The organism is Catellatospora sp. IY07-71 (assembly GCF_018326265.1).
Classification (GTDB): domain Bacteria; phylum Actinomycetota; class Actinomycetes; order Mycobacteriales; family Micromonosporaceae; genus Catellatospora.
In genome coordinates this window covers 1,464,503-1,485,083 of the sequence record NZ_AP023360.1, presented here as the reverse complement: position 1 = coordinate 1,485,083, position 20,581 = coordinate 1,464,503, and the positions used below count along the sequence as shown (strand labels likewise).

At 70.0% G+C, this 20,581-nt stretch carries 18 protein-coding genes; 10 read left to right on the top strand and 8 right to left on the bottom strand.

Features of this window, described 5'->3' with window-relative positions; genetic code table 11:
- Positions 1-3: 3 nt before the first annotated feature.
- The 4 genes from rpsR to CS0771_RS06780 form a co-directional block, all read right to left on the bottom strand.
- The gene (gene rpsR / locus CS0771_RS06795; RefSeq protein WP_120317647.1) at positions 4-243 is read right to left on the bottom strand and encodes a 30S ribosomal protein S18; all 240 of its coding nucleotides are present in this window, start codon (positions 241-243) and stop codon (positions 4-6) included.
- Positions 244-302: 59 nt separating this feature from the next.
- Positions 303-821 carry a single-stranded DNA-binding protein gene (locus CS0771_RS06790; RefSeq protein WP_203752929.1) on the bottom strand — a complete coding sequence of 173 codons (519 nt, stop codon included), beginning with the start codon at positions 819-821 and terminating at the stop codon, positions 303-305.
- A gap of 99 nt (positions 822-920) precedes the next feature.
- Positions 921-1,211 carry a 30S ribosomal protein S6 gene (gene rpsF / locus CS0771_RS06785; RefSeq protein ID WP_120317645.1) on the bottom strand — a complete coding sequence of 97 codons (291 nt, stop codon included), beginning with the start codon at positions 1,209-1,211 and terminating at the stop codon, positions 921-923.
- Positions 1,212-1,542: 331 nt separating this feature from the next.
- A complete protein-coding gene (locus tag CS0771_RS06780) occupies positions 1,543-2,349 on the bottom strand; it encodes a hypothetical protein (protein WP_212840247.1) in 807 nt (268 codons plus the stop codon).
- Between the two features lie 183 nt (positions 2,350-2,532).
- On the opposite strand from CS0771_RS06780, the gene CS0771_RS06775 reads away from it, so the two are divergent.
- Together CS0771_RS06775 and CS0771_RS06770 are read left to right on the top strand one after the other, a co-directional pair.
- Positions 2,533-3,318 carry a deoxyribonuclease IV gene (locus CS0771_RS06775; protein WP_212840246.1) on the top strand — a complete coding sequence of 262 codons (786 nt, stop codon included), beginning with the start codon at positions 2,533-2,535 and terminating at the stop codon, positions 3,316-3,318.
- Positions 3,319-3,328: 10 nt separating this feature from the next.
- Positions 3,329-5,206 (top strand): hypothetical protein, encoded by a 1,878-nt coding sequence (locus CS0771_RS06770; RefSeq protein WP_212840245.1) that lies wholly within the window; start codon positions 3,329-3,331, stop codon positions 5,204-5,206.
- Here the strand turns inward: CS0771_RS06770 and CS0771_RS06765 are convergent.
- The 3 genes from CS0771_RS06765 to CS0771_RS06755 all read right to left on the bottom strand — a co-directional run bounded on the left by CS0771_RS06765 (position 5,193) and on the right by CS0771_RS06755 (position 10,166).
- Positions 5,193-6,677, bottom strand: coding sequence for a glycosyltransferase family 87 protein (locus CS0771_RS06765; RefSeq protein ID WP_212840244.1), 1,485 nt, complete (start codon positions 6,675-6,677; stop codon positions 5,193-5,195). The two genes, CS0771_RS06770 and CS0771_RS06765, sit on opposite strands and share 14 nt — an antisense overlap.
- Positions 6,678-6,788: 111 nt before the next feature.
- Positions 6,789-9,683 (bottom strand): transglycosylase domain-containing protein, encoded by a 2,895-nt coding sequence (locus tag CS0771_RS06760; RefSeq protein ID WP_212840243.1) that lies wholly within the window; start codon positions 9,681-9,683, stop codon positions 6,789-6,791.
- 3 nt (positions 9,684-9,686) lie between these two features.
- Complete coding sequence (locus CS0771_RS06755; RefSeq protein WP_203752944.1) at positions 9,687-10,166, bottom strand: DUF5318 family protein; 480 nt, start codon at positions 10,164-10,166, stop codon at positions 9,687-9,689.
- A 237-nt stretch (positions 10,167-10,403) separates the two neighbouring features.
- Here CS0771_RS06755 and CS0771_RS06750 point away from each other — a divergent pair, with 237 nt between their 5' ends.
- The 7 genes from CS0771_RS06750 to CS0771_RS06720 all read left to right on the top strand — a co-directional run bounded on the left by CS0771_RS06750 (position 10,404) and on the right by CS0771_RS06720 (position 16,968).
- A complete protein-coding gene (locus tag CS0771_RS06750) occupies positions 10,404-11,060 on the top strand; it encodes a PadR family transcriptional regulator (protein WP_212840242.1) in 657 nt (218 codons plus the stop codon).
- Between the two features lie 58 nt (positions 11,061-11,118).
- Positions 11,119-12,198, top strand: a complete 1,080-nt coding sequence (locus CS0771_RS06745; RefSeq protein ID WP_212840241.1) for an inositol-3-phosphate synthase — start codon at positions 11,119-11,121, stop codon at positions 12,196-12,198.
- A gap of 173 nt (positions 12,199-12,371) precedes the next feature.
- On the top strand, positions 12,372-12,857 hold the full coding sequence (locus CS0771_RS06740; RefSeq protein ID WP_371821359.1) for a DUF6584 family protein: 486 nt from the start codon (positions 12,372-12,374) through the stop codon (positions 12,855-12,857).
- An 81-nt stretch (positions 12,858-12,938) separates the two neighbouring features.
- Positions 12,939-13,436: a DUF6584 family protein gene (locus CS0771_RS06735; RefSeq protein WP_212840239.1), complete on the top strand. Its 498-nt coding sequence runs from the start codon at positions 12,939-12,941 to the stop codon at positions 13,434-13,436.
- A gap of 45 nt (positions 13,437-13,481) precedes the next feature.
- Positions 13,482-13,985, top strand: coding sequence for an NfeD family protein (locus CS0771_RS06730; RefSeq protein WP_212840238.1), 504 nt, complete (start codon positions 13,482-13,484; stop codon positions 13,983-13,985).
- 22 nt (positions 13,986-14,007) lie between these two features.
- Positions 14,008-15,486 (top strand): flotillin family protein, encoded by a 1,479-nt coding sequence (locus tag CS0771_RS06725; RefSeq protein ID WP_212840237.1) that lies wholly within the window; start codon positions 14,008-14,010, stop codon positions 15,484-15,486.
- Positions 15,487-15,573: 87 nt separating this feature from the next.
- Complete coding sequence (locus tag CS0771_RS06720; RefSeq protein WP_212840236.1) at positions 15,574-16,968, top strand: MFS transporter; 1,395 nt, start codon at positions 15,574-15,576, stop codon at positions 16,966-16,968.
- A 148-nt stretch (positions 16,969-17,116) separates the two neighbouring features.
- On the opposite strand, the gene CS0771_RS06715 is transcribed toward CS0771_RS06720, so the two are convergent.
- Entirely contained in the window at positions 17,117-18,559 is a 1,443-nt protein-coding gene (locus tag CS0771_RS06715; RefSeq protein ID WP_212840235.1) for a CCA tRNA nucleotidyltransferase, read from the bottom strand.
- A gap of 58 nt (positions 18,560-18,617) precedes the next feature.
- Here CS0771_RS06715 and murJ point away from each other — a divergent pair, with 58 nt between their 5' ends.
- Positions 18,618-20,357 carry a murein biosynthesis integral membrane protein MurJ gene (gene murJ / locus CS0771_RS06710; RefSeq protein ID WP_244870645.1) on the top strand — a complete coding sequence of 580 codons (1,740 nt, stop codon included), beginning with the start codon at positions 18,618-18,620 and terminating at the stop codon, positions 20,355-20,357.
- Positions 20,358-20,581 lie beyond the last annotated feature (224 nt).

The following is a 20,581-nucleotide window of genomic DNA, read 5'->3' as shown; positions in this document are numbered from 1 at the left end:
CTCTCAGCGACCGGTGGTGGTGTACGGCAGGAGCGCCATCTCGCGCGCGTTCTTGACGGCGCGCGCGATCTGCCGCTGCTGCTGCGTGGTCACGCCGGTCACCCGCCGAGCGCGGATCTTGCCGCGGTCGGAGATGAACTTGCGCAGCAGCGCGGTGTCCTTGTAGTCGATGTAGGTGATCCCCTCCTTGTCGAGCGGGTTCACCTTCTTCTTGGGCTTGCGCAGGGCCGCAGCCTTCGCCATGATCCTCTACCTCAGTTTTTGTCCACTGACGGGACGGCCTGCCGGCCGCCGTGTTTCCGTCAGAACGGTGGCTCGTCGTCGAAATTGCCACCCGAACCGCCGGCCGGGGCTGCCGTGGCCCACGGGTCGTCGGCCGCGTAACCGCCGCCGCCACCCGAGTTGCCACCGCCGCCACCACCGGAGCTGGCGCCGAAACCGCCGCCACCACCGGAACGAGTCATCCGCTGCACCTTCGCCGTGGCGTTACGGAGCGAGGGGCCGATCTCGTCGACCTCGAGCTCGTAGACGGTGCGCTTCTCACCCTCGCGCGTCTCGTACGAGCGCTGGCGCAGCCGGCCCGAGACGATGACGCGGGTGCCCCGGGTCAGCGACTCGGCGACGTTCTCCGCGGCCTGGCGCCACACCGAGCAGTTCAGGAACAGCGTCTCGCCGTCCTTCCACTCGTTGGTCGCGCGGTCCAGGGTGCGCGGCGTCGACGCGACGCTGAACTTCGCCACGGCCGCACCCGACGGGGTGAAGCGCAGCTCCGGGTCACCGGTCAGGTTGCCGATGACCGTGATGGTGGTTTCTCCAGCCATGACCTTCTCCTCGAATCACATTTGTTCTGCCGCAAAGGTTCCCACAGGGATGCGACAGCACACGTGAAGCGGTCCGAGTTGCGGATTACCGCGGGAAGCTCAGCGAACTTCCGGACGGATGACCTTGGTGCGCAGCACGGACTCGTTGAGTCGCAGCTGCCGGTCCAGCTCGGCCACGGCCGCAGGCGTGGCCTGCAGGTCGATGACGGCGTAGATCCCCTCGGCCTTCTTGTTGATCTCGAAGGAGAGCCGGCGACGGCCCCACACGTCGAGCTTCTCGACCGAGCCACCCGACGTACGGATCACGTTGAGGTACGTGTCGAGCGACGGGGCGACGGTGCGCTCCTCGAGACTGGGGTCGAGGATCACCATGACTTCGTAGTGACGCAAGACGTACTCACCTCCTATGGGCTGACGGCTACGGACTGTCCGTAGCAGGAGGTCTGCGTCGTCCGTGCGAATGCCGCGGGATAGGCCCGCGGCACACGGAACCCGGTCATGTTACCTGCTCGGCCGCGTGGGCTCGGCATCGCGGTCCTCGATGGCGTGGTGTGCCCGCCCACAGTCGGCATGCGGACACAGCAGGGCGGGGTCACCGTTTCCGGTGACCCCGCCTGCGAGGAGGACCGCGGGACGCTCTGTCCGACTGCTGGGTGGGACCTGGGGAGGAACGACCACACCGACGATGTTGGAGAGAAGCGCCCCGCGGAGACTATTGAGTTTACGCGAACTCTGGCCGAGTTGCCCGCTGAGCGATAATAGCGCGGATTGCCCCGGCTGACACGCCAACGACACACACTGTGGCGATAATTGCCAGAAGTCCGATTGGTCCCTTGTCGGGCGACGAGGTGCCGGCCACCGGGTCCATCTTCGCGCCGTCGGCGCCGACCAGCGAGACCGCGGGCGACTGGGCCACGCCGGGCTCGCTCTCGCCGTCGGTGGGCTCGGTGAACAGCGACTCCGACGGCTCCGGCACCTCCGGGACCGTGGTGCTGTCCGGCGTGCCGGGGTTGGCCGACGACTGCGGCTGGCGGCCGGGCTGGCTGGCCGGCTTCGGGCTGGGCTTGGTCGTCGGCTTCTTGCTCGGCGAGGCGGTGGGCGACTGACCGCCTCCGGACGGCGCGGCGGTCGCCTTGTTCACCACCTCGACGGTCAGCGGCTCGAACGTCGGGTTGAGGTTCAGCAGGCACTCGGGCACCATCGCGACCTTGACCGGCCCCCGGTGGAACTGGACCTCCACCGTCTCCCCGTCGGGGACCGCGGCGCTGTCCTTGCCGTCGATCTGCAGCGTCGCGCCCTGGCCGAGCCCGTTGGTGAGCCGGACCTTGGCCTCGGCGGCCACGGTGATCTTCGCGGTGGCCGGCTTCGAGCCGCAGAGCAGCAGACCCAGCCCACCGCCGCTGAAGCTCACCCCTGGCGCGGCCTCGGGCTCCGCGGCCGCGGCCGGGTGCGCGCCCAGCAGCGGCAGGCCCGCGAGCAGGCCGGCCGCCGCGAAGGCGGCGGCTCGCCGACGGATGGCGTACGACATAGCACTGTCTCCCCCTGGGGCGTGCGCCCCGGAATCCGGTCGCCTCGCGGGGGGCGAGGAGGCACGCCCGCGGGTCCCCGGCCGGGGCAGCACGGTGCGGCATTGGAATCAACGCGAGAAGTTCGCTCCGGTTGCGGGATGCACGGCGCGCAAGTCGGCGCGCGGAGCGGTAATACTGGTCGAATGCTTATCGGGGCCCACGTCGATTTTGAAGATCCACTAGCCGAGGCGACGGCGCGAAACGCCGATGTCGTCCAGTTCTTCCTGGCCGACCCGCAGGGCTGGAAGGCGCCGGAGGCGCGCCCGGACGCGGCCGCGCTGCGCGACAGCGCGGTGCAGATCTTCATCCACGCGCCGTACGTGATCAATCTCGCCTCGACCAACAACCGGATCCGCATCCCCAGCCGCAAGCTGCTCGGCCAGCACGCCGCGGCGGCGGCCACGGTGGGCGCGAGCGGTCTGATCGTGCACGGCGGCCACGTCAACAAGGGCGAGGACGTGGCGACCGGCATCGAGAACTGGCGCAAGGCGCTGCAGCAGGCGAAGGACAACGGCGGCCTGCCGGTCCAGGTGCTCATCGAGAACACCGCCGGCGGCGACAACGCCTGCGCCCGCCGCTTCGACGAGCTGGCCCGGCTCTGGGACGCGGTCGGCGAGTTCGGGGTCGGCTTCTGCCTCGACACCTGCCACGCCCACGCGGGCGGCGAGGAGCTGCTCGACATCGTGGACCGGGTGAAGGGCATCACCGGCCGCATCGACCTCGTGCATGCGAACGGATCGCGAGATGGATTCGACTCGGGCCGCGATCGGCACGACAATCTGACGGTCAAGAACTCAGAGCCCGGAATGATCGACCCCGAGCTGGTGGCCGCAGTGGTACGGGCCGCCGGTGCGCCCGCCGTGGTGGAGACGCCAGGTGGCGCGCAGGGGCAGTCCGCCGACATCGCGTACCTGCGCGCACACCAGTAGAGGGGAACCTGTGAACGGGACCGACGCCGCGCCCGCCAAGGAGCCGACCACCGTGAAGGAACCGGGCGCCCCTCGCCACGCCGCGCCCGAACCGGAGCCGGCCGCGGAGGACGCCTTCGCCCGGTTCAGCCCGGCGCCCGAGGAGAACCCGACCGGGTTCCGCCGGGTGCTGCGCGGGACCCGGCGCGCGCTGGTGCACGAGTGGGCGCTGGCCGCGTACGCCTCGGTGGTGCTGGCCGTCCTGATGACCTGGCCGACCATGCGTTACCCGGCCTACACCATCCCGCAGGACACCGGCGACCCGACGCTGCAGGCATGGCAGATGGCGTGGTCGGGGCACGTGCTGAAGACCGACTGGTCCCAGCTGTGGCACTCGAACAGCTTCTACCCGGAGAAGTACAGCTTCGCCTTCTCCGACACCCTGCTCGGGTACGCCCCGGCCGGCCTGTTCGGCACCGGCCTGGAAGCGGCGCTGATCCGCTACAACGTGATGTACGTCCTGCTGCACGCGCTCGCCTTCTTCGGCGCGTACGTGCTGGTCCGCCAGCTCGGCTCGGGCAAGACCGGCGCGGCCGTGGCGGGCGCCGCGTTCGCGTACGCGCCGTGGCGGCTGGCGCAGGCCGGGCACATGCACGTGATGTCGGTCGGCGGCATCGCGCTCGCGCTGGCCATGCTCGCGCGTGGTCACGGCTACTCGCTGCGCCACGGCTACCAGCCGGACAAGCGCAGGCCCGGCTGGGCGCTGGCCGGCTGGCTGGTGGCGGGCTGGCAGATCAGCCTCGGCTTCGGCATCGGCCTGCCGTTCGCGTACGTGCTGGCCACCATCGTGCTGGTGTGCCTGGTGTCGTACCTGATCCACCGGAAGTGGATCTGGAGCGAGCCCAAGCCGTTCGGCTGGAAGCTGCTGTCCTTCGACGCCGTCGGCGGCCTGATCTTCGCGGCGGTCGGCGGGCTGATGGCGCTGGCCTACTTCAAGGTCATCGAGCTGCACCCGTACGCGGAGCGCTCGGACGTCGAGGTGGGCTGGTACTCGCCGCCGCTGCTCGGCTTCTTCACCAGCCCGGCCCAGTCGATGCCGTGGGGCGAGGCGCACACCGGCGCCCGCGAGTCGCTGGGCTGGGCGGCGGGCGAGACCAGCCTACTGCCGGGCTTCGTGCTCTACGGCCTGGCCTTCGCCGGCCTGGTCATGTCGGTGTGGAAGCTGCGCCCGCGCCTGCTGCTGTTCGGCGGCGTGGTGCTGACCATCGTGCTGGCCATGGGCACCAAGTTCTTCGGCGGCCGCCCCGGCTACATGACGCTGTACGACATCCTGCCCGGCTGGAGCGGCATCCGGACCCCGGGCCGCCTGGTCATCTGGACCACGCTGCTGCTGGCGATCCTGGCCGCGGGCGCGGTGACCGCGTTCGTGGAGCAGGCCCGGACGGTCTCGGTGGACCGGGTGCCCTCCCGGCCGCACCCGCTGCTCCGGCTGGCCACCCTCATCCCGGTGGTGCTGGTGCTGATGGAGGGCCTGAACGTCACCGAGCACCCGGTGGTGCCGCTGCAGCCCGCCTCGATGGCGACCGCCCAGGGGCCCATGCTGGTGCTGCCCAGCGACCCGCTGATGGATATGAAGGTCATGGTCTGGTCGACGGACCGGATGACCCCGATCGTCAACGGCAACAGCGGCTTCACGCCGGCCACGCTCGGCGAGATCCGGGAGTTGTGCAAGACGTTCCCGGATCAGGCGAGCGTGGACCGGCTGCGCACGCTGGGCGTGAAGACGGTGCTGGTGCTCCGCGAGGAGGTCAAGGGCACGCCGTACGAGGCGGCGCTGACCGCGCCCGCCGACGGCCTGGGCCTGCAGCGCACCGAGGCCCAGGACGCCGTGGTGTTCACACTGAACTGACCGCTGCCGGACGATCCGGGGTGAACTCCGTGGACGGCCCGTTCCCATCGAGGAGCGGGCCGTCCGTCTTGTGCACGGGCAGCGGCCCGCTGGGCAGCAGGCGGCTGAACGGGCCGCCGTCCGGGTCGCTGACCTCGGGATAGGCCTGGCGCACCGCGTCCTGCCCGGGCCGCAGGATGTCCCGGATCACCAGCACGACCAGCGCGATCACGGTGCCGAGGCGCAGCAGCGAGGCGAAGACGAACACGCCCTCCGGGAACACCGACTTGCCGGACGCGCCCATCAGCTCGCCGTAGAACGCGACGAAATAGCAGATCTCCGCGAGCTGCCAGGCCAGGAACGCGCCCCACTTGGGCCGGGCCAGCACCAGCAGCGGCAGCAGCCACAGCGTGAACTGCTGCGACCACACCTTGTTGGTGATCAGGAACAGCGCCACCACCAGGAAGGCGAGCTGGGCCAGGCGCGGCGGGGTATTCACCCGCAGGCCCAGGATCACCAGCCCCACGCAGCAGAGGGCGAAGACCCCGAGCGACAGGTTGGTGACCGTCGGCACGTCGTTCCACAGCTGCAGGCCGAACGGGTCGAAGTGCCGGGCGACGTACCAGGACGTGCCCCAGTCGATGATGCGCTCGGAGTTGAGGTCGAGGAAGCGCCGCCAGTTCTCGAAGTTGATCATCATGACCGGCACGTTGACGGCCAGCCAGGCGGCGGCGCCGGCCGCGATCGAGGTCAGCATCGGGGCGTACTTGCGCGAGCGCAGGCCCAGGATCAGGATCGGCAGGAACAGGAAGCCCGGCCAGAGTTTGGCGGCCATGCCCAGGCCCAGCAGCACCCCGGCGGCCACCGGATAGCGCCTGCCCCACAGCCACAGCCCGGCGACCGCCAGCACGATGGCCAGCAGGTCCCAGTTCACCGTGGCGGTCACCAGCATTACGGGGGACAGCGCGAACAGCGCCGCGTCCCAGGGTCTGCGCCGCCGCATCGAGATGATCATCGCGACCGTGGCGAGCGCGAACAGGCCCAGCACGAACGCGTTCGCGTCGTAGAACAGCTGCGCCTGGTTGATCGCCGGGTTCTTCTCCCCGAGCGCGTGCACCGGCAGGCCCAGGGCGCCCATGAAGGCGCCGGTCAGCACCGGGTACTCCACCGGGAAGTCGACGTAGGGCACGGCGCCCTCGTTGAGGTGCTCGGCGTAGTACAGCGCCAGCACGTCGGTGTAGCAGAAGTGGGTGTACTGCTTGTAGTCCGCCCAGGCACCGTCGCGGCAGGGGGACTTCTGCACCCAGTGCAGCGCCAGCATCAGGCAGGTGAGCGCGAGCACGATCCGCGCGGCGGTCCAGAAGCGCCCACCCCGCGACGGGGTCTCCGGCACGGCGTGCTCGCCGCGGGGTCCGCCGATCGCCTCGCTCAGCCCGCGGACGAACCCGTCCTCGCGGGCAGGCGACACCACGTGCTCACGAACATCACTCATAGCCCGACATCCTGCCTCAGAAAACCCGGTAATGCAGCATGGCGCACGTTCCCGCCCTGCCACATATAGAAGAGGGGCCTCCCACGTGGGAGGCCCCTCTTCTATGCGCTGTCAGTTGCCGGTACACGGCTTTCCGAAGCCGCCGCATGATCGGGTCGGGGTCGGGGTCGGTGCCGGTGAGTTATCCGGATTACCCGGGTTCCCAGGGTTGTTCGGGTTTCCGGGGTTGTTCGGGTCGTACCCGGGGCAGCCCGGCTGGTTCGGGTTGAAGATGCACTGGCCGAGGTCGAAGGACGGGCTCGGGATGACGCCGTCGCCCACGCCCTCGACCTCACCGATGTTGCCACCGGTGCCGTCGGGCAGCGACTCCTTCTTCATGCCGGAGTGCGCCGCGTTCATGAACTTTTCCCAGATGTCGCCGGGCAGGCCGGAGCTGGTGATGTTCCCCGAGCGGGCGCCGCCCTTCTTGTAGATCGGGTCGGAGGCGTTCTTGACGTTGCCGACCCAGATCGCCGTGGCGATCTGCGGCGTGTAGCCGACGGTCCAGACGTTGGAGTTGGCGCCCTTCTTGACCAGGCTCTCCCAGGTGCCGGTCTTCGCGGCGGCCTCGCGGCCGTTGTCGAGCGAGTGGCCGTAGCTGCGCGGCATCTGCTTGAGCACGCCGGTGACCTCGTCGGCCACCTCCTGCCGGATCGTCCGCTGGCCCTTCAGCTTCTCGCCCGTGTTCGGCACGATCTCGTACTTGCCGGTCTTCGTGTTCTTCTTCTCGACCTTGATCACGAAGTGCGGCTTGTTGTAGATGCCGCGGTTGGCGAAGGTCGCCATGCCGGAGGCGTGGTCCAGCACCGTGATCGGGTACTGACCGAAGGCCACCTGGTAGTCGAACGGGTCGCGGGCCCCCTTGATGACGCCGGGCTTGGTGAGGTCACGCGCCTTGCCGTCGTCGGTCGACCACATGGTGCGGACACCGGCCGCCCTGGCCATCTCCAGGACCTTGTTCGCGCCGAGCTTCTTCGCGATCTTGAAGAACGGCACGTTCAGCGAGAGCCGGGTGACCTCTTCCAGGGTGCAGTTGGTGCCGCACTTGAGGTCGCCCGGGTCACGGCCCGAGTTCTGCACCGGGGCCAGGCCGCAGGTGTCGTACTTCTTGCAGTTCTTCGCGGTCAGCGGCGTGGGGTCCCAGGTCGACTTGATGGAGATGCCGTTCTCGACCGCCGCCGCCAACGTGTAGATCTTGAACGACGAGGCCGCGGGGTGACCGCCGTCCTCCCACTCGGTGCCCTCATTGATCTTGCCGGCGTAGTCGATGCCGGTGCCGTCGGCGCCACCGTAGTAGGCCATCACCCGGCCCGTCTTCGGGTCGATCGCCACACCGGCCGCGATCACGTTCTTGGGGTAGCCGTTGATCAGCGTGCCCTTGCGGTCGATCGCCTTGACCACGTCGTTGGTGCACTTCTTCTTGTCGCCCTCACCGGTGCAGGTCTCCTTCCACTCGAACGTGCGGAAGAGCTGCGCCTCCAGTGCCTGCTGGGCCTTGAGGTTGATCGTGGTGGTGATCCGGTAGCCCTTGTTGCGCCAGTCGGTGATGCCCCAGGCGGCCAGCTCGCGGTCCACGTACTTCTGGATCACGAAGCCGGTGCCGGTGCCCTGGACGCCGGTCTCGCCGGACTTCGCCGTGTACTTCGCCACGGCCGGGTACTCCATGGCGTCGCGCTTGGCCTTGTCCAGCCGGCCCATCTCGACCATGTTGTTCAGGACGTAGTTCCAGCGTTCCTTGTTGGCCTCGGGGTTGAAGTGCGGGTCGAAGCCCTTGGTGCCGTCGGCCTCGTTCGGCTCGGGCTGCTTGAGCACCGCGCCGAGCACCGCGGCCTGCTCGACCGTCAGCTTGTCGGCGGTAATGCCGAAGTACGCCTTCGCGGCGGCGCCGACGCCGTTGGAGCCGCGGCCGAACCAGACCGTGTTGACGTAGTACCCGAGGATCTCGTCCTTGCTGTGCTCCTGCTCCAGCCGGCGCGCCATGACCGCCTCGCGCAGCTTGCGGGCGTAGGTCACCTCGAGGTCCTTGGCGGCGTTACGCGCGTACTGCTGGGTGATGGTCGAGGCGCCCTGGGTCTCGCCGCCGGTGAGGTTGTTCCACGCGGCGCGGGCGATGCCCCACAGGTCGATGCCGTCGTGCTCGAAGAAGTTCTTGTCCTCGCCCGCGATCAGCGCCACCTTCACCTCGTCGGAGAGGGTGGACATCGCGACGATCTCGCGGTTCTCGCCGCCGAGCTTGGCGATCTCCTTGCCGTCCGAGGAGAGGACGAAGGTGTTCTCGCTCTGGCTGAAGTCCTCCGGCGCGGGCACCGAGTCGTAGAAGTAGGTGCCGCCGATCAGGCCGCCGCCGGCGAGCAGCACGGTGACCGCCACCGAGGCGAGCACGATGCTGCGCACCTTCGCCTTCTTGCTCTTCTTGCCGGGCGCCGTCTTGCCCGCGCCGCCGCCCCTGCCGGGGCGCGAGTCGTCCTCGTCCTCCAGGCCGGGCGGGCGCACCACGGCCCGGCCCGCCGGACCGCCCACGGTCGCGCGGCCCGCGGAGCCGCCGACGGTGGCCCGGCCCGCCGCTCCACCCACCGCTGCGGAGCCGACGGCCGCCGAGCCGACCGCCGCGGAGCCCACCGAGGCGCGGCCCGCGGACGAGCCCACGCTGGCCCGGCCCACGCCCGGGCTGACCGACGGGCTCACCGGAGCCTGACCGTACCCCTGGTCGCCGTAGCCGCCCTGGCCGCCGTAGCCCTGGTCGTAGCCGGGCGCGCTCTGCCCGTAGCCGCCCTGGCCGCCGTACCCGCCTCCGCTGCCGGAGGGCTGCTGCCCGTAGTCCGACGGGGCGCTCGACGAGTAGTCGTAGCCGTAGTCATCGGATGGCACCGAGGCGCGGCCCGAGTTCTGCGCCGGGGGCTGGTATGACTGACGGTAATACTCGTCGTCATACCCGTTGCCGGCGTGAGGGTCGCCGTACGAAGTCATCTGTCACACCGTTCCGGTCGGGGATGTGGCGGTGGTGGCAGCCGCGGACGGCTGGGGGGCCGTCCTGTGCGCGCGCCCCAGAAGGTACTGCTCCACCAAGTGGTTCCAATCGCAGCCGCGGCACACCTCGACTACGTACACCTGAAACTCACCGAGCGTGTCGGCGAGCGCCGCCAGCTCCGCGCGCGAACGCGCCTGCCCGGCGGACTGCTTGAGCTGATCACCGTAGATGTAGTGCACGTTGATCATGTACTCACGGCGGCAGATGGGGCACCGCTGCTCGGTGGCCTCACCGTGGAACCGTGCCGCGCTCTTCAGGTAGGGGGAGGCGTCGCACACCTCTGACGTGCCGACCTTCCCCGTGTAAACGTCTCGCAGCAGCGCCTGCCGCTGCAGCGAGTAGTCAACGAACCCGCTCCGGCGGGGGGCACCCGCCGTGGACCCCCCGTTTGAGGGCACGGTGATCCGTTGCTGCGCGCGCATGAAAAGCAGGGTAACTCCTACTTCTCCCTGCCGCGACCGCCGTCACACAGCGTGACCAGCACATGAGCCCAGCGCGCAGAGATCTTGAGATGGCGTGACCGTACGCACCGCTGTATTGCCTCGACGTGTCCGGACGTTCTAACGTAACGATGTATCGGGCCGATACATCGTCCGCTCCACCGACCCGGTAACCGACCGCCAGACGCACCGCGAGACCGAACGAAGGGGGTGGCCGACGTGCTCGATCTGGCCATCCTCGGCCTGCTGCATGAATCCCCGATGCATGGGTATGAGCTGCGCAAGCAACTCAGCACCAAGCTGGGCGCGATCCGCGCGGCGATCAGCTACGGCTCTCTCTACCCCACACTGCGACGGCTGCAAACCGCCGGCTGGATCACCGAGGCGGGGGAGACCCCCGCCGACGACGCCGACGTGCCGCCGCTCACCAGCCGCCGGGGCAGGGTGGTCTACAAGATCACGGCCGAGGGCAAGGAGCGGTTCCAGGACCTGCTGGCGCAGGTCGGGCCGGAGGCGTACGAGGATGCCGCGTTCGGCGTGCACTTCGCCTTCTTCTCCCGCACCGAAGTCGACATCCGGCTGCGCATCCTGGAGGGCCGCCGCCGCAAGGTGGAGGAACGCCGGGAGGGCTTCCGGGAGGTGCTGCAGCGCGCCGCCGAGCGGCTCGACGCGTACACCCTGGAGCTGCAGCGACACGGCCTGGACGCCGCGGACCGGGAGGTCCGCTGGCTGGAGGAGCTCATCGCCAACGAGCGCTCCGGCCGCACCCCACCACCGCGCGGCAGCGAGGGCGAGCTGCGCCCGCCCGCACCGCGCAGCACAGATTCCGCACCACCGCTCACGGCCCGACCGGGCCCTGACGACTCCGCCGAGTGAGTTGGGCGATCCCGGCCGACCGGCCGGACGCCTGAAGATGAAGAAGGAGGCAGGAGCTATGGGCTCCGTCCGCGTTGCGATCGTCGGTGTCGGTAACTGCGCCTCGTCCCTGATCCAGGGCGTGGAGTACTACCGCGACGCCGACCCGTCCGAGCGCGTCCCCGGCCTGATGCACGTCGACTTCGGCGGGTATCACGTCCGCGACGTCGAGTTCGTCGCCGCGTTCGACGTCGACGCCAAGAAGGTCGGCCGGGATCTCGCCGAGGCCATCGTGGCCAGCGAGAACAACACCATCAAGCTGTGCGACGTGCCGCCCACCGGCGTCACCGTGCACCGCGGCCCGACCCTGGACGGCCTGGGTCAGTACTACCGCGAGATGGTCGAGGAGTCCGACGAGACCCCGGCCGACGTGGTCAAGGTCCTCAAGGACGCCAAGGTCGACGTGGTCGTCGCGTACCTGCCGGTCGGTTCGGAGGAGGCGGACAAGTTCTACGCCCAGGCCGCGATCGACGCCGGCTGCGCGTTCGTGAACGCCCTGCCCGTCTTCATCGCCTCCGACCCGGTGTGGGCCAAGAAGTTCGAGGACGCGGGCCTGCCCATCGTCGGTGACGACATCAAGAGCCAGGTCGGCGCCACCATCGTGCACCGCGCCCTGGCCAAGCTGTTCGAGGACCGCGGCGTCGAGCTGCTGCGCACGTACCAGCTCAACTTCGGCGGCAACATGGACTTCATGAACATGCTGGAGCGCAAGCGCCTGGTGTCGAAGAAGATCTCCAAGACCCAGTCGGTGACGTCCCAGATCCCGCACGAGATGACCAAGGGTGACGTGCACATCGGCCCGTCGGACCACGTGCCGTGGCTCGACGACCGCAAGTGGGCCTACATCCGGCTGGAGGGCCGCTCGTTCGGCGACACCCCGCTGAACGCGGAGCTGAAGCTCGAGGTGTGGGACTCTCCGAACTCCGCCGGTGTGATCATCGACGCGGTGCGTGCCGCGAAGATCGCGCTCGACCGGAAGATCGGCGGCCCGATCCTGTCCGCTTCGAGCTACTTCATGAAGTCGCCGCCGGTGCAGTACAGCGACCACGACGCGCACCAGGCCGTGGAGAACTTCATCAAGGGCGATGTAAATCGTTGATTTCGGGTGCCCGCCTGAAAAGTGTGAGCGGGTTAACTCATTCACTGATCGATGGCCTGTCTACTGCGGAAATCGACTCTCGTCGCGCAGTAGATAGGCCATCGTCTGTACAAATAGGGCGCTGACGCGCGGCTTTACGGCACGCTCGGTGTATAGACCACTGGCGCACAGTTATGCATAGTTGGCTTATGGCCAAGTCTGATTTGATGGATCGGGTGACCACGGACCTGTCCCGTGGCCATACCTACCCGGCGATCCAGCGTATGCACAGCCTGGTCGCCGCCCACCCCACCGACCTCGATCTGCGGCGCAGGCTCGCCGCGATCTACCGGGCCACCGGCAACGGCGTAGAGGCCGGCCGCTGGTCCTACCTCGACGACACCGCCGAGCCCGACGAGCTCGCCGCCTTCGAGACCAGCTTCCCCCCGCACCGCCGCCTGGAAGCCCTGCGCTGGCCGATCGGCGTGCCCGCACCCACCGACGTCTCCCGGGAGCGGCTCGCGCCGCTGCTGGCCCTCGCCACGGCGGCGAAGGCCCCGGTGCCCATGGCGCCCAAGGGATCCGGGCGACTGCAGACCGCCGCGGCCGTCACGACGCTCGGCGCGCTCGCCGGGCTCGCGGTCATCGGCGTACGCACCGTCGCCGAATGGATCTTCTGACGCCGAGACGACTGATGATCTGTGACCCGGCCGTTATAAATGCCACTGGCGTGGTGACCACCTCTCCATAAGGATCAGTGCGTGGCAAAGGCGGACGTACTCGCCCGGGTGCGCGCCGATCTCGCGGCCGGGCATACCCACATGGCGGTGCAGCGCCTGCGTACGCTGCTGGCCGCCCTCCCTGACGACATAGAGATCCGCGAGCTGCTGACCTCCATCTACCGGCAGACCGGTAATCCGGTGGAGGCCGGCCGCTGGGGTTTCCTCACCGGCGTGGTACGCGACGCGGAGCTCGTCGCGTTCGCCAAGGCCAATCCGGATCCGTGGCAGCGGCTGCGGCTGCTGCACTTCCAGGGCGACACGGTCCACCTCTCCGAGGACGCCGCGCAGCGGCTGGTGCAGCTCGCCGACGAGGCCGAGCGCTCCGGCCCGCCGACCGCCTGGTCCGGCTCCTATCGGGCGCCCAGCCGCAAGCGCGGCGTGGTGCTGCCCTGCCTGTTCACCCTGCTGGTGCTGGGCGTCGCGCTGTTCTTCGCCTCGGTGGGGGCCATCAAGGTCCTCGGCTGGATCGCCGAATGAGACCGTGACGGCCCGCTGTTGCCCGAGGCCGCTACCTTTCGCGGCGTGGGTACGGCGACACTGATCTTCCTGATCATCGGGGCACTGGGCGTTCTCATCGCGGCCGTCGCCGTGCTCGGCGGTGATCTGCTCGACATGGGCGACGGCTTCGTCTCCACGGAACTCGTGGCGGGACTCGTCGGCGGCTTCGGCTTCAGCGCCGCCGTGCTCAACGAGCTGTTCGGCGACGCCGTCGGGCTGGCCGTGGTGCTGGCCCTCGGTGTGATCACCGCCATACCCCTCGGCCTGCTGTCCGGTCTGCTCGTCGACCGGATGTCGAACATGCGCACCGACGCCACCCCCACCCGCGCCGACCTGGTCGGCACCCGGGGCGTCGTGGTGACCCCGATCCCCGCCGGGGGATTCGGCGAGGTCCGGGTGCGCATCGGCGGCCAGCCCGTGAAACTCTCCGCCCGGGCCGAGCGCCCGGTGCCGCTGGGCACCAAGGTCGCCGTGATCGCCGCGGTCAGCGACACCAGCGTGATCGTCCAGGAAGTCCCGGAGCAGTAGCTCCCTACAAGAAGGAAGGTTGATGACACCCCTCGCCATCGCCATCGCGGGCGGCGTACTGCTCGCACTCCTGCTCGTGCTGTTCGTGCTCTCCCGGATCAAGGTGGCCGGCCCCAACGAGGCCTTCATCGTGACCGGCCGCAAGGGCCGCTCCATCGAGACCGCCGACGGGGCGCGCTCCACCGACCTGTCGGGCCAGAAGGTCGTCATGGGCGCGTCCGTGTTCGTGCTGCCCGTCGTGCAGAAGCTGCAGGTCCTCGACCTGTCCAGCCGCCGCATCCACGTGGAGATCACCGGCGCGGTGAGCAAGCAGGGCATCCGGGCCAACCTGCAGGGCGTCGCGATCGTGAAGGTCGGCGGCACCGAGGACGCCATCCGCGCCGCCGCGCAGCGCTTCCTGCACCAGCAGTCGGAGATCGAGGAGTTCACCCGCGAGGTGCTGGCCGGTGCGCTGCGCTCGATCGTGGGCCGGCTCACCATCGAGGAGATCATCCGGGACCGGGCCGCGTTCGCCTCCGCCGTCGCGGAGGAGGCGGAGCACTCGATGACCAACCAGGGCCTGGTGCTCGACACGTTCCAGCTGCAGGACATCCTCGCCGAGGGCTCGTACCTGCAGGACCTCGGCCGACCCGAGGCCGCCCGGGTGCTCAAGGACGCCGCCATCGCCGAGGCAGAGGCCCGGCAGCTGGCCGAGCAGGCCCGGCTGAAGTCCGAGGAGTCCATCGCCGAGGCGCAGCGCAACCTGGCCCTCAAGCAGGCCGCCATCCAGGCCGAGATCGACGCGGCCAAGGCGGTCTCGGCCGCGGCCGGCCCGCTCGCCGAGGCCGAGCGCCAGCAGATCATCATCGGCGAGCAGCGCAAGGTCGCCGAGCAGAACGCCGAGCTCAAGCAGCGCCAGCTCGACACCGAGGTGCGCAAGCCCGCCGACGCGGCGCGGTACAAGGTCGAGCAGGAGGCCGAGGCCGACCGCAACGCCCGGGTGCTCGCCGCCGACGCAGCCCGCCAGGCCACCATCGCCGCCGCGCAGGCGTCCGCCGAGCAGGCCCGCCTGACCGGTGAGGGCGAGCGGGCCCGCCGGGCCGCGCTGGCCGAGGCCAACGCGATCGAGGGTGCCAAGGAGGGTGAGGCCGAGCAGCGCCGGCGCACCGCGATCGCGGACGCGGTCGAGCGCGAGGGCACGGCCGAGGCGGCCGCGATCCTGGCCAGGGGCCAGTCCGAGGCCGAGGCGATGCGCCTGAAGGCCGAGGCGTTCGCGCAGTACGGCGAGGCCGCCGTGCTCGACCTGCTGGTGAAGGTGCTGCCGCAGGTGGTCGCCGCCGCGTCCGCCCCGATGGGCGCGATCGACAAGATGACCGTGATCTCGACCGACGGCGCCAGCTCGCTGACCAAGTCGGTGGCGACCAACGTCGCGCAGGGTCTGCAGCTCGGCAACGACCTGACCGGCATCGACCTGCCCGCGCTGCTGGCGCGGGTGACCGGCGCCGCCGCCCCCAAGGAGTGATCCCCAGCTGCGGACGTTCCCGCCTTCGCCGGTGGGAACGTCCGCAGCGTTCCCCTGCGGGCCACGCGCGCCACGTAGGGTGGTGACGTGCCCCACCCCGTGATCCCGAACGCGACCGAGAGCCGGCGGGTCGCCGCCACCTCCCGCGCGATCCTGACCGGCGCGCCGTTCCGGCGCCTGCTCGGGGTGCGGCTCACCAGCCAGATCGCCGACGGCTGGTTCCAGGCGGGCCTGGCCGGGTCGCTGCTGTTCAACCCCGACCGCCAGTCCAGCCCGGTCGCGATCGCCGCCGGGTTCGCCATCCTGCTGCTGCCGTACTCGCTGCTCGGGCCGTATGTCGGCGTGTTGCTGGACCGCTGGGACCGGCGCGCCTCGCTGTCCACGGCCAACCTGGCCCGCGCCGTGATGGTGCTGCCCGCGGCCGCGCTGCTCTGGTCCGGGCTGCAGGGGCTCGGGTTCGCGGTCTGCGCCCTGATCGTCATCGCGATCAACCGGTTCTTCCTCGCGGGCCTGTCCGCGTCGCTGCCCCACGTGGTCGAGGAACGCAAGCTGGTGCCCGCGAACGCGCTCGCGTCCACGCTGGGGACCATCTGCTACTCGATCGGCCTGTTCACCGCCGCGTCCGTCGTCGCGCTGCAACTGGTCGGCACCGACCGGCACGGGTACGGCCTCATCGCCGCCACCGCCGCCCTGGGCTACCTCGCCTCCGGCCTGCTGGCCCGGCGCTTCTTCCGGCGCGACGAGCTGGGCCCCGACGCGCACGAGCGGGCCACCGACAGCATCCGGGCCGCCGTGGTCGTGGTGTTCCGGGGCATGATCAGCGGCGCCAGACACCTGGCCTCGCGCGGCAGGGCCGCCCGGATCATGGTCCTGCAGTCGGCCTACCGCTTCCTCTACGGCGTGCTCACGCTCGCCGTGCTCCTGCTCTACAGCCGCTACTTCGGCAAGGCGGCCGAGCGCACCGCGACGGAGCTGTCCGGAGCGGCGCAGTCGATGGGGCAATTGGGGCTGGTGGTCCTGTTCGGGGCCGCCGGGGCGGCCGTCGCCGCCGTGCTCACCCCGCTCGCGGTGCGCTGGTGGGACGCGCGGCGCTGGCTGACCGGCGCGGTCGCCGCCGTCGGCGTGGTGGTGCTGGTCTGCGGGCTGCCGTTCGTCGCGCCGCTGCTGCTGGTCGCGGTGTTCCTGGTGAACGTCGCCTCGCAGAGCATGAAGATCCTGGTCGACGCGACCATCCAGCACGAGTGCGCGGACGTCTACCGGGGGCGGGTGTTCAGCGTCAACGACACCGCGTTCAACCTGTGCTTCGTGGGCGGCCTGTTCACGGCCGCGCTCACCCTGCCCGGCAACGGCAAGTCCGCGATCGCCCTGGTGATCACCTCGACGGCCTTCGTCCTCCTCGCCGCCTGGTACTGGACCACCACCGCCCGCCTGGCCACCACCCCACCCGACCCGGACACCACCCCCACCGTCTACAAGTCCTGACCCGCCGCGCGCCCGCCAAGATCACTCGACTTGCCTGGCACTTCGGCGTATCTTGCGGCCGCATACGCCCAAGTGCCAGGCAAGTTGGACGATCTTGACGGCCTGGTCCGGTCCGGCCGAGTGCCGCACGGTCGGCGGCGGGGGAGGGTCAGGGGAGGAGGCCCTCGGCGCGGGCCCAGCGCTGGAGTTCGGCCTCGGCCTCGGCGCGGTCGAGGGGGCCGCGTTCCAGGCGCAGCTCCTTCAGGTGCTTCCAGGCGCGGCCGACGATGGGACCGGCGGGGACGCCGAGCAGCTCCATGATCGCGTTGCCGTCCAGGTCGGGGCGCACCCGGGCCAGGTCCTCCTCGGCCTGGATGCGGGTGATGCGCTGCTCCAGCGCGTCGTAATCGGCGGCGAGCAGGGCCGCCTTGCGCTTGTTGCGCGTGGTGCAGTCGGAGCGGGTGAGCTTGTGGAGGCGGGAGAGCTGGTCGCCCGCGTCGGTGACGTACCGCCGCACGGCCGAGTCGGTCCACTCGCCGCGGCCGTACCCGTAGAAGCGCAGGTGCAGCCCGACCAGCGCGACCACCGGCCCGATCACGTCCTTGGGGTACTTGAGCGCCTTGAGCCGGGTCTTGGCCATGCGGGCGCCGACCATCTCGTGGTGGTGGAAGCTGACCCCGCCGTCGGCGCCGACCGCCTTGGTGGCCGGCTTGCCGATGTCGTGCAGCAGCGCGGCCAGGCGCAGGATCAGGTCGGGGCCGCCGTCGGCGGTGTCGTACCCGGCGGCGTTGCTGACCACCTTGAGGGTGTGCTCGTACACGTCCTTGTGCTGGGCGTGCTCGTCGATCTCCAGCTTCAGCCCGGCCAGCTCCGGCAGGAAGCGGTCGGCCAGGCCGGTGTCGACGAGCAGCCGCAGCCCGGTCACCGGGTCGGCGCCGAGCAGCAGCTTGGAGACCTCGTCGCGGATCCGCTCGGCGGTGATCCGGTCCAGGTCGGCGGCCATGTGCTCCATCGCCGTACGCACCGCGGGGTCGAGGTCGAACCGCAGCTGCGCGGCGAACCGGGCGGCGCGCAGCATGCGCAGCGGGTCGTCGCCGAACGATTGCGCCGGGGTGCCCGGCGTCCGGATCACCCGCGCGGCCAGGTCCTGCAGGCCGCCGAACGGGTCGGCGAACTCGTGGCCGGGCAGGCTGACCGCCATCGCGTTGATCGTGAAGTCGCGCCGGACCAGGTCGTCGTGCAGGTTGTCGCCGTACTGCACGAGCGGGTTGCGGCTCACCCCGTCGTAGGACTCCGCCCGGTAGGTGGTGATCTCCAGCCGGAGCCCGCCGCGCTGCAGCCCGATGGTGCCGAACTCGCGTCCGGTCTCCCAGGTCGCCTCGGCCCAGCCCTTGATGATCTTCAGGGTGTCCTCGGGGCGGGCGTCGGTGCAGAAGTCGAGGTCGTCGCCGAGCCGGCCGAGCAGCGCGTCCCGGACGGAGCCGCCGACGAGGTGCAGCTCGAATCCGGCCTTGGCGAAGCGGCGGCCGAGCTCGTCGGCGACGGGTGAGACACGCAACAGCTCGGTGACGGCGTTGCGCTGTGCGGCGGAGAGTTCAGGTGAGGGCGACATCGATCATCCAGCCTACTGGGGAGGCTGGTCATGGCCGTTCGCAGGTATGGTGCATCCCATGACAGCCCCCGATCGCACCCCCCCGATCGACTCCGAGAACACCACCGTCATGCCGAGGGTGGTGTCTGCCGGGCTGCCCGCCGAAGAGCTGGAGGCGTCGGCCGAGCCCAGTTTCGAGGAGGAGCACAAGGGGGCGGCCGGCAACTCGGCCATGATGGCGATCGGGTCGCTGGTCAGCCGGGGCACCGGCTTCCTGCGTACCGCGGTCATGGCGGCGGCGCTCGGCGGCGGCCTGGTCGGCAACGCGTACACCACCGCGCAGATCTTCCCCGGGATGATCTACGAGCTGCTGCTCGGCGGCATCCTCTCCAGCGTGCTGGTGCCGATGCTGGTCCGCGCGCGCAAGAGCGACCCGGACCGGGGCCAGGCCTACACGCAGCGCCTGCTCACCCTCGCCGTGATCGTGCTGGGCATCACCACGGTGCTCGCGGTGATCTGCGCCCCGCTGCTGACCATCGCGTACGCCAGCGACGAGGCCACCGACGCGCAGAAGCACCTGATCACCACGCTGTCGTACCTGATGCTGCCGACGATCTTCTTCTACGGTCTGACCGGTCTGTGCAGCGCGGTGCTCAACACCCGGGGCCAGTTCGCCGCCCCCATGTGGACCCCGATCCTGAACAACGCCGTGGTGATCGCCACCGGCGTCACCTACCTGGTGGTCTTCGGCGACGCGCAGATCGACCCGGAGCAGATGACCCCGGCCCGCATCCTGGTGCTGGGCGGCGGCGTGCTGCTGGGCATCGTGGTGCAGGCGCTGGGCCTGCTGCCCGCGCTGCGCAAGGTCGGCTTCCGGTGGCGCGCCCGCTTCGACTTCCGCGAACTGGGCCTGCGCCGGCTGGCGACGGTCGGCGGCTGGATGTTCTGCTACGTGATCGTCAACCAGCTGGCGCTGCTGGTGCTGACGAACCTGCTGAACCGGGCCGGTCACGTGGGCGGGGCCGGTCCCATGATCTACAACAACGTGTTCCTGCTGATGATGATGGCCCACGGCATCGTGGCGGTCTCGATCATCACCGCGCTGCTGCCGCGGATGAGCGCCGCCGCGTCCGAGGGCCGGGCCGCGGACATCGCCGCCGACCTCAGCAAGGGCATCCGCACCGTGGTGGTCATGCTCGCGCCGGTCGCGGTCACCTACGTGGTGCTGGCGCTGCCCATCTCCATCGCGCTGTTCGAGCGCGGGGCCTTCCACCGGGCGGACTCCATCCAGACCGCGCCCGTGCTGGCCATGGCCGGGCTGGCGCTGCTGCCCTTCGCGATCAGCCAGCTGTTCAACTTCAGCTACTACTCGCTGCAGGACACGAAGACCCCGGCGCTGATCAACCTGCCGGTGATCACCATGCGGCTGGCGATCCAGCTGGGCTGGTGGGCGGCGTTCGCCGCGGCCACCACCGCGGTCGGCATGATGCTGGGCAACGCCGTCTCGTACGTGTTCGCGGCGCTGCTCTCGGCCGCCCTGCTCAAGCGCCGGATCGGCCTGATCGGCCTGCGCCGGATCTCGGTCACCGTGGCCAAGGTCGTGGTGGCCGCGCTGATCGCCGCGGCGGCCGGCTACGGCACCGTCAAGCTGCTGTTCATGGGCGCCACGCAGTCCGAGGTGAGCGGGTTCACCAGCTGGGTCACCCTCGCCACCGGCGGCATCGTGATCTGCGGCGTGTACGGCGCCGCCGCGCTCGCCCTCAGGATCGGCGAGGTCCAGGACGTCCTCGGCATGGTCCGCCGCAAGCTCGGCCGCTGACCGGCACGCTGTTCAGCGAGGCCGCGGTTTCCCGGAAACTGCGGCCTCGCTCTCTGCCGTGATCAGTGTTTCGTGTCGGAACGTGAGGCCAGACCGCATCTTCCGACACGAGACACCCATCATCGCGGCGTAGCCTGCCGCTGGCGGCGGAGCCCGCGCAAGCCGCGGGTTAAGAAGGTGCCCTTCCTCTACGGAAAGCGATAAGAAGGTGCCCTTCCTTGCCT

Excerpts from the sequence above, each read along its gene's own strand:
- rpsR (WP_120317647.1), bottom strand. The coding sequence starts at position 243 with ATGGCGAAGGCTGCGGCCCTGCGCAAGCCCAAGAAGAAGGTGAACCCG.
- CS0771_RS06790 (WP_203752929.1), bottom strand. The coding sequence starts at position 821 with ATGGCTGGAGAAACCACCATCACGGTCATCGGCAACCTGACCGGTGAC.
- CS0771_RS06780 (WP_212840247.1), bottom strand. The coding sequence starts at position 2,349 with ATGTCGTACGCCATCCGTCGGCGAGCCGCCGCCTTCGCGGCGGCCGGC.
- CS0771_RS06775 (WP_212840246.1), top strand. The coding sequence starts at position 2,533 with ATGCTTATCGGGGCCCACGTCGATTTTGAAGATCCACTAGCCGAGGCG.
- CS0771_RS06765 (WP_212840244.1), bottom strand. The coding sequence starts at position 6,677 with ATGAGTGATGTTCGTGAGCACGTGGTGTCGCCTGCCCGCGAGGACGGG.
- CS0771_RS06760 (WP_212840243.1), bottom strand. The coding sequence starts at position 9,683 with ATGACTTCGTACGGCGACCCTCACGCCGGCAACGGGTATGACGACGAG.
- CS0771_RS06755 (WP_203752944.1), bottom strand. The coding sequence starts at position 10,166 with ATGCGCGCGCAGCAACGGATCACCGTGCCCTCAAACGGGGGGTCCACG.
- CS0771_RS06745 (WP_212840241.1), top strand. The coding sequence starts at position 11,119 with ATGGGCTCCGTCCGCGTTGCGATCGTCGGTGTCGGTAACTGCGCCTCG.
- CS0771_RS06740 (WP_371821359.1), top strand. The coding sequence starts at position 12,372 with ATGCATAGTTGGCTTATGGCCAAGTCTGATTTGATGGATCGGGTGACC.
- CS0771_RS06725 (WP_212840237.1), top strand. The coding sequence starts at position 14,008 with ATGACACCCCTCGCCATCGCCATCGCGGGCGGCGTACTGCTCGCACTC.
- CS0771_RS06715 (WP_212840235.1), bottom strand. The coding sequence starts at position 18,559 with ATGTCGCCCTCACCTGAACTCTCCGCCGCACAGCGCAACGCCGTCACC.
- murJ (WP_244870645.1), top strand. The coding sequence starts at position 18,618 with ATGACAGCCCCCGATCGCACCCCCCCGATCGACTCCGAGAACACCACC.